This window comes from Veillonella sp. CHU740, assembly GCF_003992055.1.
GTDB lineage: Bacteria > Bacillota > Negativicutes > Veillonellales > Veillonellaceae > F0422.
This window is the reverse complement of record NZ_RQVD01000003.1, coordinates 156,580-169,477: the sequence shown is the minus strand read 5'-3', so window position 1 is coordinate 169,477 and position 12,898 is coordinate 156,580. Positions and strand designations below refer to the sequence as shown.

Sequence of the window (12,898 nt, the reverse complement as noted above, 5' to 3'; positions counted from 1 at the left end):
TTATTGCCCTTTTTTATGAATCATAATCTCATTAGGATTCACTAATTTTTCTACAAATAAAATCCCGTTTAAATGATCAATTTCATGTTGGAAGATACGAGCCAAAAAGCCTTCTGCCTTAATCTTAATTTTTTTGTTATTGCGATTTAACCCATGCACTTCTACTTTTTCATAGCGTTCCACTTCGCCGAACAATTCCGGTACACTTAAACAGCCTTCTAGGCCAATTTGGGCACCCTCTTTTTTGACGATTTCTGGATTGACAACTTCAATAAGCCCATTGCCATCATCTAATACTATAATACGCTTAGATACATTAACTTGTGGTGCTGCTAATCCTACGCCATCAGTTTTATACATAGTTTCCGCCATATCATCTAATAATTGACGAATTTTTTTATTAACGAACTCTACTGGTTCCGCGATTTGTTTTAATACAGGGTGTCCTGTAGTCATAATTTCTAATACTGCCATAGTTCCTCCTATACTGGATCCACATCAATATACATGTGGGGCATTGTAAATATATCTGAATGATACATATATGATTTAATCTGCTGCAAATTAATGCCTCGTATCATAATACAAAGTCGATACATATCTCGTATCTTAGTAGCACCATTTTCATAAGGCCCTAATATATCAATACCTTGTCCATGACTAGCCTTACGTAACGTATTAGCTAATTCAGTAGCTCTTTCTTTTACTTTTGAAAGTGTCGTATCTAGCAAGGTAATTTGAATCATTTCACCGATAGGCGGATATTGTAATGCTTCCCGTCCTATCATTTCTTCTTTGAAAAAGCTTTCATAGTCATGATTCGTACTGTGAATAATAGCATAATGATCAGGGTTGTAAGTTTGTATAACTACATGACCTGATTTCTTGCCGCGTCCTGCACGCCCTGCCGCTTGTGTTAATAAATTAAACGTACGTTCTGCTGCAGTATATACGGGAATATGTAACACTGAGTCAGCCGTGATGACACCCACTGCGGTAACATTTAAAAAATCATGTCCCTTTGCTACCATCTGTGTACCTAATAAAATGTCATAGGCACCCTTTCCAAAATCTCCAAGAATACGCTCTGATGCTCCCTTTGTAGAGGTTGTATCTTGATCAAGTCTAGCGATTCTTGCTTGTGGAAAGCATTTTTGTAACTCTTCTTCAACCTTTTGTGTTCCAGTTCCAAAAAATTTAATTTTCTGACTGCCACAATGAGGACATATATGTGGAACCGTTTCATGATGATCACAATAATGACATTGCAAGTCTTGGTGTGCCTGATGATATACCATAGATATGTCACAATGTGGGCACTGTATTGTTTTACCACATTCACGACACATCACAAACGTGCTATGACCACGACGATTTAACAACAAAATCATTTGTTCTCGCTTCTCTAAGGTCTCTTGAATCAGCTGAGTAAGAGATGCGGAAAACACCGAATAGTTACCATAGAACATTTCTTCTTTCATATCTATAACCTGTACCTTCGGCATAGGCTGATGAAAAATACGATGTGGTAAAGAAAGAAGTGTATACTCTTGTTGTTGTGCCTTGTAATAGGCTTGTACCGACGGCGTGGCTGAACCAAATAGTAAGGGACAATGATTCGCCTCACTACGCCAGCGTGCCACCATCCGAGCATCATATCTCGTCATATCTTGCTGCTTATAAGATGGATCATGTTCTTCATCTACTACAATCAAGCCAATATCTTCCGTTGGCGCGAACACAGCAGAACGAGCACCAATAATAATATGACTATCCTTTCGACGCAGTCGTTCCCAATTATTATATCGTTCACTTTTTGTCAATTGGCTATGAAACACTACGACTTCCTGTCCAAATCGCTCTACAAATCGTTTTACAATCTGCGTAGTCAAAGCAATTTCAGGCACTAAGACGATAGCAATTTTATCCTGCTGAATCGTTTCTTGCACGGCTTTTAAGTAAATTTGTGTTTTACCACTGCCTGTAACACCATGAAGCAAAAAAGTCTCACTTCGTGCATCTTGAATACATTGATGGATTGGTGTATAGACTTGTTCCTGAGCTTCACTTAAAGGAATTGGCTCTGTATATTCCTTGTCTTCATAACGAGTCTTCGTCATCTCATACCGAAGCTCCAAATTTATATGAGAGCATTCTTTCACCTGCTTTATGACTGGTGCACTAAACCCTAACGAACGCAATGTAGTGACCGATGTGGGACCATGATCTATCAAATACTGGGCCAACAAACGTTGTTTCTGCTTTCTAGGCTCAAATAGACCGATATGAAAAGATGAGCTAGGTACCAACCATTCAACCTTAGGTCGATCATAGGATTTTAACTTACTTTTATCGACTGTAAATAAACTCAGTGCTTCTGCAAATGTACACAAGTAATATTCACTTAACTTCCGAGCTGTTGATAGCATTTCAGAAGAAAACCAAGGTGTAGGGTCTAATACAGATAGAATAGGCTTCACTACAAATGGCATCTCTTTCATTTCACTATACCCTACTAAAATTCCTTCTTCTCTAGAGGCTCCTAATGGTACGGCAACACGTGTTCCTACAGGAATCTTGCCAAAAGATTCAGGGATTTCATATGTTAAAGGTTTATTCAATTGTTTCGCAGGACGATTAATAATAATTTCACCTAATTGCATAATAACCTCCTGACTAAACACTCTTCATTATACCACGATTATAGCATTCATTCCTACTATAAGAAACGTTCTTACTATGCTTTTTAACAATCAGAAATATGACTCTTATTTGTATGAGCATACACAAAACAGGGTAGGGAATTTCCATTCCCTACCCTGTAGTCATTTACTATATATTATCCATCGATTATATTTCTATAACAATAGATGTAACCACTTATATATTACAGACCTGCTTCTTGACGAAGAACTGCAGCTTTGTCAGTACGCTCCCATGGAAGATCTACATCTGTACGACCGAAATGTCCATAAGCAGCCGTTTTTTTGTAATGTGGTTTCAACAAGTCTAGCATTTCAATGATACCTGCTGGACGAAGATCAAAATGTTTGCTTACTAATGCAGAGATTTTTTCCTCTTCAATTTTTGCAGTACCAAATGTTTCTACCATGATAGAAACAGGTTTTGCTACACCAATCGCATACGCAACTTGTACTTCACATTTGTCAGCAAGACCAGCTGCTACGATATTTTTAGCTACATAACGAGCTGCATACGCTGCAGAGCGGTCAACTTTTGTAGGATCTTTACCGGAGAATGCTCCACCGCCATGACGAGCCATACCACCGTAAGTATCTACAATAATTTTACGACCAGTTAAACCAGCATCGCCTTGTGGGCCACCGATTACGAAACGACCAGTTGGGTTGATGAAGTATTTTGTATTTTCATCAATGAAACCTTCTGGAAGCACTGGATCGATAACATATTTTTTAATATCTGCTTGAATTTGTTCCAATGTTACTTCTGGACCATGTTGCGTGGAAATAACGATTGTTTCAATGCGTTTTGGTTTTCCATCTACATATTCCACAGTCACTTGTGTTTTGCCGTCTGGACGAAGATAATCCAAAGTGTTATCTTTACGAACTTTTGTTAATTGACGAGATAAGCGATGAGCCAAGCTAATAGGCATAGGCATTAACTCTTCAGTTTCATTGGATGCGAAACCAAACATCATACCTTGGTCGCCTGCACCAATTTTATCGAATGCATCACTACCGCCTTCACGGGATTCCAATGCTTCATCAACGCCCATCGCAATATCTGCAGATTGTTCGTCAATCGCTACGTTTACACCACAAGTATCAGCATCAAACCCATATTTTGCACGAGTATAGCCAATTTCACGAATTGTATCACGAACAATATGAGGAATATCTACATACGTTTTTGTAGTAATTTCACCTACTACATGAACTTGACCTGTTGTTACTAAAGTTTCACAGGCAACGTGTGCTGTTGGATCTTTTTCTAAAATAGCATCCAATACAGCATCTGAAATTTGGTCAGCAATTTTGTCTGGATGACCTTCTGTTACAGATTCAGAAGTGAAAAATACATGTTTTTCTGCCATGAATAAACCTCCAATAAAAAAATTCCTCATCCCAAGATGAGGAATCATATCCCCATCTTCCGATCAAAGATCGTTGGATTTAGCACCTTCTCCCCTAAGGAATGGTTGCTGTAGCTTCAAAGGGCCTTTCCCTCCACTACTCTTGATGAGACTGTATCATACATATAATACTTAGTTTAAAATCACTATATACTATTATAACACACATTTATAGGTCTGCCAAGGCTTGAATGATGCGTTCTGCTACATCAATTTTAGACATCGTTGGCAGAGATACAATTTGATCTCCTGGATAAATAAATGTAACTTCATTTGTATCTACATCAAATCCAGCATTAGCTTTACTTACGTCATTGGCTACTAGCATATCCAAGTTTTTTTTACGAACTTTTTCTTTACCATATTCAATCACATATTGTGTTTCTGCAGCAAATCCTATCAGCTTTTGATGCGCTTTAGACGCCCCTAATCCAGCCAAGATATCTGGATTTTTTACTAATTCCAATGCCATCGAATCTTGTTTTTTAATCTTGTTATCTGCTGTTTCCGCCACTCGATAATCAGCTACTGCAGCTGCCATAATCACAGCATCTACATCATGATAGTATCCATCGATGACAGCTTTCATTTCCATAGCAGAGCGAACTGGTACAAATGTAACTCCATAAGGCACATCTAATTCCGTAGGCGCAGATACTAGAATTGTATTGGCACCTGCTTGTGCAGCCTTGAGTGCAATAGCATATCCCATTTTTCCACTCGAACGATTTGTGATAAACCGAACTGGATCAATCGGCTCTTGTGTACCTCCCGCACTCACCAAAACGGTTTTACCATTCAGTATATCTGTTTTACCCAAATGAAAGTCTACCCATTTCACAATATTCTCTGGATTAGGCAACCTTCCTTTTCCTTCTACTCCACAGGCCAGTAAACCACTATCTGGTTCCATAATCATGACGCCTCTACTTCGTAAGGTATCCAAATTTTCTTGTACTGCTGGATGCGCATACATATTGCTATTCATTGCAGGACATACAAAGATAGGTGCCGTAGTAGCCAATAGTTGTGTTGATAACATGTCATCAGCAATGCCATTTGCCATCTTTCCGATGATATTAGCCGTCGCTGGTGCCACAATATAAGCATCTGCCCAAGTTGCATAAGCGATGTGCTCAACATTCCAATCATGAACCTCTTCAAACATATCTACAGCTACAGGATGCTTGCTTATTTCACCAAATACAAGAGGACTTACAAACTTTGTTGCATTCTTAGTCATTACTACTTTAACATCGGCCCCTGCTTTACGTAGACGGCTCACTAAGTCTACTGCTTTGTAGGCTGCAATCCCAGCAGTTACACCTACTACTATATGCTTATCTTTCAATGCCTTCACCTTTTTCTATGCCAACACTAAAATGATGCAATCATCATTGCTTCTTTTACCATACCCATTATACATTATATATCTACGGATTACACCTATTTTTTCATAAAAGCCAACACTCTTCCTGCATGTAATACTGCTTTAACCTAGCCTGTCACATATGAAAGCTGCAATAGAAATATTACTATTGCAGCTCTTTAATCATAATTCTTACTAATGTATATATAAGCGCCTACTACCTATTACAGAGGCAACGATAAATGGACCACTGTTTTTACAGGACGTTTCGTATCATCTAATTTTTTAAATCCCAAATTAGTATATAGTTCTTTTGCATTTTCCATACTTGGTAAGCTATCTAGTAACAGTGTCTTATATCCAAATTCACGAGCGTCTTCCACTACTAATTTAGCCATATTACTACCTAATGAACTATGACGAAAGGCTGGTCTTACATACAAACGTTTCATAGCCGCTGTATTGTTATCCACATTGCGCAAAGCGACACAGCCTGCAGGCTTATTATCGATAAAAGCAATATATAAGGCTTCCCCTTCACCCTTATACTTATCTTCCAGTCCATGAAACTCTCGTAAACTTGCGGATACACCAAGGGATCTAACGTATTCTACAAACAAATCTTTTACTTCATCAATATAATCATGACCATTACGAATTTCAAAGTTCATAGGTATTCCTCCTCATAGTATTACATGAAACTGATACTGATAGTATTCGACACGCACTATAAAAGTCCTTTTATTTTTCTAATTTATTTTTAATTTTTGAAAACATTCCATAAGATAAAAAAGAAAACACTTCTTATAAAAGTAGTAAGAAGTGTTTTACATAAGTCACATATTATTTTTGTAAAGTTTGACGATTTTCTTTTAAAGATTCTAGTGTTTTTTCTAAATTAGATTCTACATACTTGAAAACGTCACTAGCATATTGTATAGAACTATTTTTCAATTCTTCAGAGGATTTATTTGCTTCTGCAATAATATGATTGGCATGTTCTTGTGCTTGTTTAACCAATTCACTTTCTTCTGTCAATTTTTGAATATATTCTTTTGCTTGTGCTACTAATGCTTCTGCTTGTTGTTGCCCTTCTGCAATAATACGATCGCGTTCAGCAACAATGCGACGAGACTCTTCTAATTCTAGCGGAAGGGATTCTGTCAATGCGTCTACGAGACGCATGATATCCTCTTCTTCTATCATTTTCTTATTTGTTAAAGGCATATGACTGCTAGTTTCAATCAAATTTTCCAATTCTTCTAATAACTTTTCTGTTTTCATGATATCCTCCTAGTTTAATTTTATATATTAAATTTACTTTCTAACGCTTCTTTCACTGCTGGTGGTACTAATCCTTCTAATTTTCCACCAAATTTAGCAAGTTCACGAATCCCTGTAGAACTCACAAAGGAATATTTATTATTCGTCATAATAAATACAGTTTCAATATCATCATCTAAAAATTTAGAAAACAAGGCTCTCTGGAATTCATATTCAAAATCACTCAAGGCTCGTAACCCCCGAATAATAATATGACCGTCGCGGGATTTGACATAGTCATTCAATAATCCTTCACCGAAATCAACTTCTATATTAGGAATATGAGCCACTGACTGTCGAATTAAATTCGCTCTTTCTTCTAATGTGAACAAGTAGTTTTTATTTGGGTTTTCTGCGATGAGCACAACGAGCTTATCTACTAATTTACTAGCCCTCTCAAAAATATCTACATGTCCATTCGTAACTGGATCAAAGCTACCAGGACACACGCCGATTCTCATAGTATACGTCCCTTTCTACACTTGCTTGCACAAAAAATCTACACGGGTATACCCAGCTGATAAAGATTTTATAATATTCCATTTAGGCAATATATTTAATGCTTCATCCTTATGACGCTCTATAATTAGTATGCCATCATCACTCAGTAAATCTAGGTGATCTACCATATCTAATGTTTTTTTTACATACCCTTTTTCATAAGGAGGATCTGAAAAAATAAGATTAAACTGTTGACCTTGCAGTCGACTAAGAGCAGACTCCATTGTGGATTTTACGATCTCTAGTCGTTCTTCCACCTTACAATGTTGAGCATTTTTACGAATACAATCACTTGTTCGGGTGTCGATGGCAATAGCCTTCTTAGCGCCTCTACTCAGCGTTTCGATAGCAAAGGCACCAGTACCAGAAAAGATATCTAGTACGTGAGTCTCAAAAAATCCTCTGCGACTCTGTATAACATTGCATATACTCTCGCGCACACGATCTTGTGTAGGCCTTGTATCTATTCCTTTTGGTGCTTGTATGGTATGCCCTTTAGCTGTACCTGAAATTATTCTCATACGCTTTTATTACCTATTACTCGTATATTCTACATGATTTTATGATACCGTACAATATACATTTCTTAATTTATGTAGATATCCCTAATTATTTTTTATAACTTCTTGCTTTACATCGCGCATCATTAATCGATGCAACATTTCAATAGGCGAAACTTGATTATATAACACCTCATACAAGGCATTTGTAATCGGCATTTCCACCGCATTTGCTTTCGCTAAATCATAAATAATTCTAACTGCAAAAAATCCTTCCACTACCATCTGGGATCGATGTATAATCTCGTCCATAGTTTCCCCATTCGCTAGCTTTTGCCCTGCTCGTCGATTTCTACTATGAGGACTCATGCACGTCGCAATCAAATCTCCCATACCTGAAAGACCCGCATATGTTTCTGCCTTCGCCCCCATAGCCACACCAAACTTTGTCATTTCATGAAGTCCCCTGGTGAGCAAAGTAGCCAACAAATTATCTCCTAACTGCATACCATGTGCGATACCAGCAGCTAAGGCAATAATATTTTTTGTAGCTCCCCCAAGCTCAACGCCAATTACATCTGTATTGCCGTATACTCTAAATGTAGCACTGCCTAATGCCTCTTGTAGTATGGAAATAGCCTCTTCACTATAACTAGCTACCACTGTAGCAGCCGGTAGGTCCCGGCCCACTTCCTCAGCATGATTGGGCCCAGATAAAATAGCCATTGCTTTTACTAGGCTTCCAACTTCTTCTTCTATCACTAAGGATAGCCGTTTTTCACTTTCTTTTTCAAGTCCTTTAGAGCAACCAACAATAATCATGTCTTCGCATAACCACGCTTTTAATTCTTGTAAGGTACTCCGTACATAACTAGAAGGGGTAACCATAAGAACTACTTGAGCACCTTCTAATGCCTTTTTATACGAATGTTGAAAGTCTAATGTATTTGGTAATACTACATCAGGTAAGTATGGATTGATACGATATTCACGCAAATATTTTGCTTTTTCTTCGGTTCGACAGTACATGGTCACCTCATGACCTGCAGCCAATCCCTTTAAGGCCAATGCAGTGCCCCAGCTACCTGAACCTATAACAGCTATTTTCATGGTGAATCATCCTTTTTAATACGTTTCACAGCCAATTCTTTACCTTGTAATAAACGAACTATATTTTCTCTATGTCTAAATACCACAAATGCAGCAGCTATGCCTCCAAATATAATGTAAGGAACTGGCTCTGCCATAACATACATCAACACTGGCACTAATACAGCTGCAACAATGGATCCCAACGATACAAAAGACGTAAACTTAACAATTACAGCCCATACAGCAAAACAAATTGCTGCTACCACAGGTGATAATGCAATGAGCACACCTAATCCTGTGGCTACACCGCGACCACCTGAAAACTTCAAGAAAATAGACCAATTATGTCCAATCATTGCACATAATCCACCTGCAATCATCCATTCAGGATTGGGGTAAAATAATAGCACACCTACTGCACCTTTACCAGCATCTCCCAAAAATACTGGCAATGCTGCTTTCAACCCTAGCACTCTAAATATATTGGTAGCTCCAATATTTTTACTTCCATAATTACGCACATCTGTTTTGAAAAACAACTTTCCAATGATAAGACCTGTGGGTATCGATCCTATGATATAAGCCGCTAATAAGAGAACGGCAATTTCCATGGTTATCATTCTTCATCAGTTCCCTTCTTGCCACGTAATACTAGGCGAATTGGAGTACCTTCAAACCCAAATGATTCGCGTAAACGGTTTTCCAAGAAACGCATATAAGAGAAATGAATCAAATCCGGCTCATTCACAAACAGAATAAATGTAGGCGGTTTCACACTTGCCTGCGTCATATAATAAATCTTAGGAATTCGACCGCCACGAGATGGCACTGGATTTACTGTTTGTGCATCGGACAACAATTGATTCAACACGCTTGTAGAAATGCGCATGTGCTGTTGTTCTGATACATATTTGATGAGTTCTGCTAATCGATGAACACGTTGTTTGGTCAACGCAGAAGCAAATAGAATTGGCGCATATCGTAAGAAGGCCATTTCATCATAAATATCTTCTGTAAAACGCAATGTGGTTTTATCATCTTTTTCCACAAGGTCCCATTTATTAACAACAATTACTAAGCCTTTACCTGATTCGTGAGCATAGCCAACGATTTTTTTATCTTGCTCTGTCACACCATCTGTAGCATCTAACACTAATACCACGATATCTGAACGATCAATAGCACGCAAAGAACGAACAATACTATATCGTTCCACTGGCGCATCAATGCGAGATTTACGTCGCATACCCGCTGTATCAATTAGCACGAAATCCTGTCCATCATGACTCCAATGCGTATCAATCGAATCCCTTGTGGTCCCAGCCACATCACTCACGATAACACGCTCTTGACCTAACAACGCATTTGTCAAAGACGATTTACCTACATTAGGTCGACCAATTAAGGCCACATGGATTGTATCCTCATCTTCTTCTGTAGCACTTTGTGGTGGAAAATGTTTAACCACATCATCTAATAAATCACCTAAGTTCATTAAGTTTTTTGCTGAAATACCAATTGGGTCGCCAATACCTAAGTTATAGAATTCATAAATATTAGCTTCCTGGTTAACGCTATCGATTTTATTAACAACTAAAATGACCGGCTTACCACTTGCTCGCAACAAGTTAGCTACTTCTTCATCGGCAATCGTAATCCCTTGTTTACCATCTACAACAAATAAAATTACATCTGCTTCTTCAATAGCCAATTGTGCTTGGAAACGCATCATCTTTGGAATTTCATGGCTGTCAGCAGTGATGAACTCAATCCCACCTGTATCGATCATAGTAAATTCTCGTTGTAACCATTCTGCATCGAAGTAAATTCGATCACGTGTTACACCCGGAATATCTTCTACAATAGAAATTCGTTTATTCACAATAGCATTAAATAATGTAGACTTGCCTACATTAGGGCGCCCTACAACTGCTACTAATGGTTTTGACATTCTTTCACCTCATATCGCAACTCCCATCATGGGAGATCTAACACATAATTTATCACCTTATATTGTAACATATAAATGAGCGCAAAAAAAGAACAGTAAACCTAAGGGCTCACTGTTCTTTTAATTAGAAATTATTCAGCTTCTTCTTCAGTCGCTACTGGTTCCATTAATTGAGTTAATTTTAAACCTAATTTCTTTTCTTCTTTGTTGAAGGAAATAACTTCTACTTCTACTTCTTGACCGCGGCTTAAGTAGTCTTCTACTTTCGCATTGCGTTGTTTAGTCACTTGAGAAATGTGAAGTAAACCTTGAATGTCATCATTAATAGCAACGAACGCACCGTATTGAACTGTACGAACAACTTTACCAGTTACAACATCACCTACATGGATAGTTTCTTCTGCGACATCCCATGGGCTTTTTGTTAATGCTTTTAAAGATAAAGAGATTTTGCTATTTTCTTCATCAAAAGATTGTAATTTAACGTCGATTTCTTGACCTACAGCTAACACGTCTTCAACGCGTTTAATTTTTTGCCAGGAGATGTCGGAAATATGAAGTAAACCTTCGATGCCTCCGATATCAACAAATGCGCCATAAGGCATGATTTTACGTACAGTACCTTTGTAAGTACCGCCAACTTCTACGTTTGCTAAAGCTTCTTTTAATTTAGCTTGGCGTTCCACTTCAAGTACTTCACGACGGGAAAGAACCAAACGGTTTTTCTTCTCTTCAACTTCAAGTACTTTAGCTTCGAATTCTGTACCTACTAAGTTATCAAGGGATTTTACAAAGTGTACATCACCTTGGGAAAGTGGAATAAAACCACGTAAAGACTTAACAGTTACGACTAAACCTGCAGGGATTGCATCCACACCTTTACAGATGATTGGTTCATCTTTTTCTTGTGCTTCAATAACATATTGCCAATCTTCATCTTTAGCCAAACGAGTGATAGAAAGATAGATAGGGCTATCTTCTTTGATGTGGTTAAGGATAACAGCTTTGATTTTGTCTCCTAAATGTAACACATCTTTTGCAGAAGCTGGAGTTGGGTAAGCAATTTCTTTTTTCTCTAATTGTGCTTCTGTTTTGTAGCCGAAGGATACATATGCACGTTCGTCATCGATTTGTACAACTTCCCCTTCAATCACATTACCTTTCTTAAATTCTTCTGCTTGCGCTTCTGATGCTGCAAATAATTCTGCAAAATTTTCCATCGTCTGAATGACCTCCTTAATTATCCAGTCTGGTGTCGATGCACCAGCCGTTACTCCTACTGTTGTGACGCCTTTCAACCACGCCAGTTGTATTTCAGTAGCAGTTTCGATGTGGTATGTAGTACACCCTACATCACGACATACTTCTGCTAATCTAGTCGTATTGCCCGAGTTTTTACCCCCTACCACGATCATTAGATCCACTTCCTTTGCTAAGGCTACTGCTGAATTTTGACGTTCTTCTGTAGCTTGGCAAATTGTTTTGAAAATCTTCTGATCATTAGATTTTTGTTCTAATATTTTTATTATACTTTGAAACTTAAATTGTGAAAAGGTAGTTTGTACTACAACTCCGATTTTTTCCACGAATTGAATATTTTTAGCATCCTCTTCTGTTTCTACAATGATACCTTTATTTCCAGCCCATAGATTGATACTTTTTACTTCAGGATGCTTTTTCTCTCCTAAAATGACCAAGGTTAAGCCTTCCTCTACTACGGACTTGGCATCTCGTTGTGCCTTCTGTACATGTGGACAAGTCGCATCTATCACTGGGAGTCCTCTATTTTCAGCCTCTTCATAAATTTCAGGCCCTACACCATGCGAACGTATAATGATAGTTCCTTCTTCCACATCCCCTAATTCATTAATTGCATATACACCATTGCTCTCTAATTTACCAACCACTTGTGGATTGTGAATAATAGGACCTAATGTATAGCTTACATCTTTGGAATCTGCTGCTTTTTCTGCCATGGTAACAGCTCGTTTCACGCCATAACAAAAGCCACAGTTCTCTGCTAATCGTATTGTAAACATCGTTTT

At 38.0% G+C, this 12,898-nt stretch carries 12 protein-coding genes and 1 riboswitch; all 12 genes read right to left on the bottom strand.

The window, feature by feature from the left end; all coding sequences use genetic code 11:
• A complete protein-coding gene (def, locus tag EO115_RS03075; protein ID WP_126937518.1) occupies positions 1–474 on the bottom strand; it encodes a peptide deformylase in 474 nt (157 codons plus the stop codon).
• Between the two features lie 8 nt (positions 475–482).
• Positions 483–2,663 carry a primosomal protein N' gene (gene priA / locus EO115_RS03070; protein ID WP_126937517.1) on the bottom strand — a complete coding sequence of 727 codons (2,181 nt, stop codon included), beginning with the start codon at positions 2,661–2,663 and terminating at the stop codon, positions 483–485.
• Positions 2,664–2,887: 224 nt separating this feature from the next.
• Complete coding sequence (gene metK / locus EO115_RS03065; protein ID WP_126937516.1) at positions 2,888–4,078, bottom strand: methionine adenosyltransferase; 1,191 nt, start codon at positions 4,076–4,078, stop codon at positions 2,888–2,890.
• 49 nt (positions 4,079–4,127) lie between these two features.
• Positions 4,128–4,230: riboswitch (SAM riboswitch) on the bottom strand.
• Positions 4,231–4,286: 56 nt separating this feature from the next.
• Entirely contained in the window at positions 4,287–5,468 is a 1,182-nt protein-coding gene (coaBC, locus tag EO115_RS03060) for a bifunctional phosphopantothenoylcysteine decarboxylase/phosphopantothenate--cysteine ligase CoaBC (protein WP_126937515.1), read from the bottom strand.
• Between the two features lie 242 nt (positions 5,469–5,710).
• The gene (locus tag EO115_RS03055; protein ID WP_126937514.1) at positions 5,711–6,157 is read right to left on the bottom strand and encodes a GNAT family N-acetyltransferase; all 447 of its coding nucleotides are present in this window, start codon (positions 6,155–6,157) and stop codon (positions 5,711–5,713) included.
• 172 nt (positions 6,158–6,329) lie between these two features.
• Complete coding sequence (locus EO115_RS03050) at positions 6,330–6,770, bottom strand: ATPase (protein WP_126937513.1); 441 nt, start codon at positions 6,768–6,770, stop codon at positions 6,330–6,332.
• A gap of 20 nt (positions 6,771–6,790) precedes the next feature.
• A complete protein-coding gene (gene coaD / locus EO115_RS03045; protein ID WP_126937512.1) occupies positions 6,791–7,270 on the bottom strand; it encodes a pantetheine-phosphate adenylyltransferase in 480 nt (159 codons plus the stop codon).
• A 15-nt stretch (positions 7,271–7,285) separates the two neighbouring features.
• Positions 7,286–7,831, bottom strand: coding sequence for a 16S rRNA (guanine(966)-N(2))-methyltransferase RsmD (gene rsmD, locus EO115_RS03040; RefSeq protein ID WP_126937511.1), 546 nt, complete (start codon positions 7,829–7,831; stop codon positions 7,286–7,288).
• An 84-nt stretch (positions 7,832–7,915) separates the two neighbouring features.
• Positions 7,916–8,920, bottom strand: coding sequence for an NAD(P)H-dependent glycerol-3-phosphate dehydrogenase (locus EO115_RS03035; RefSeq protein ID WP_126937510.1), 1,005 nt, complete (start codon positions 8,918–8,920; stop codon positions 7,916–7,918).
• Entirely contained in the window at positions 8,917–9,513 is a 597-nt protein-coding gene (gene plsY / locus EO115_RS03030; protein ID WP_126937551.1) for a glycerol-3-phosphate 1-O-acyltransferase PlsY, read from the bottom strand. The genes EO115_RS03035 and plsY overlap by 4 nt, the downstream gene beginning before the upstream one ends.
• Before the next feature lie 5 nt (positions 9,514–9,518).
• The gene (gene der / locus EO115_RS03025) at positions 9,519–10,853 is read right to left on the bottom strand and encodes a ribosome biogenesis GTPase Der (protein ID WP_126937509.1); all 1,335 of its coding nucleotides are present in this window, start codon (positions 10,851–10,853) and stop codon (positions 9,519–9,521) included.
• A 131-nt stretch (positions 10,854–10,984) separates the two neighbouring features.
• Complete coding sequence (locus tag EO115_RS03020; protein WP_126937508.1) at positions 10,985–12,892, bottom strand: bifunctional 4-hydroxy-3-methylbut-2-enyl diphosphate reductase/30S ribosomal protein S1; 1,908 nt, start codon at positions 12,890–12,892, stop codon at positions 10,985–10,987.
• Positions 12,893–12,898 lie beyond the last annotated feature (6 nt).

Bases quoted from the DNA above. Each gene is read 5' to 3' on its own strand.
- coaD (WP_126937512.1), bottom strand. From the start codon at position 7,270: ATGAGAATCGGCGTGTGTCCTGGTAGCTTTGATCCAGTTACGAATGGA.
- def (WP_126937518.1), bottom strand. From the start codon at position 474: ATGGCAGTATTAGAAATTATGACTACAGGACACCCTGTATTAAAACAA.
- der (WP_126937509.1), bottom strand. From the start codon at position 10,853: ATGTCAAAACCATTAGTAGCAGTTGTAGGGCGCCCTAATGTAGGCAAG.
- EO115_RS03050 (WP_126937513.1), bottom strand. From the start codon at position 6,770: ATGAAAACAGAAAAGTTATTAGAAGAATTGGAAAATTTGATTGAAACT.
- plsY (WP_126937551.1), bottom strand. From the start codon at position 9,513: ATGGAAATTGCCGTTCTCTTATTAGCGGCTTATATCATAGGATCGATA.
- EO115_RS03020 (WP_126937508.1), bottom strand. From the start codon at position 12,892: ATGTTTACAATACGATTAGCAGAGAACTGTGGCTTTTGTTATGGCGTG.
- EO115_RS03035 (WP_126937510.1), bottom strand. From the start codon at position 8,920: ATGAAAATAGCTGTTATAGGTTCAGGTAGCTGGGGCACTGCATTGGCC.
- EO115_RS03055 (WP_126937514.1), bottom strand. From the start codon at position 6,157: ATGAACTTTGAAATTCGTAATGGTCATGATTATATTGATGAAGTAAAA.
- priA (WP_126937517.1), bottom strand. From the start codon at position 2,663: ATGCAATTAGGTGAAATTATTATTAATCGTCCTGCGAAACAATTGAAT.
- metK (WP_126937516.1), bottom strand. From the start codon at position 4,078: ATGGCAGAAAAACATGTATTTTTCACTTCTGAATCTGTAACAGAAGGT.
- rsmD (WP_126937511.1), bottom strand. From the start codon at position 7,831: ATGAGAATAATTTCAGGTACAGCTAAAGGGCATACCATACAAGCACCA.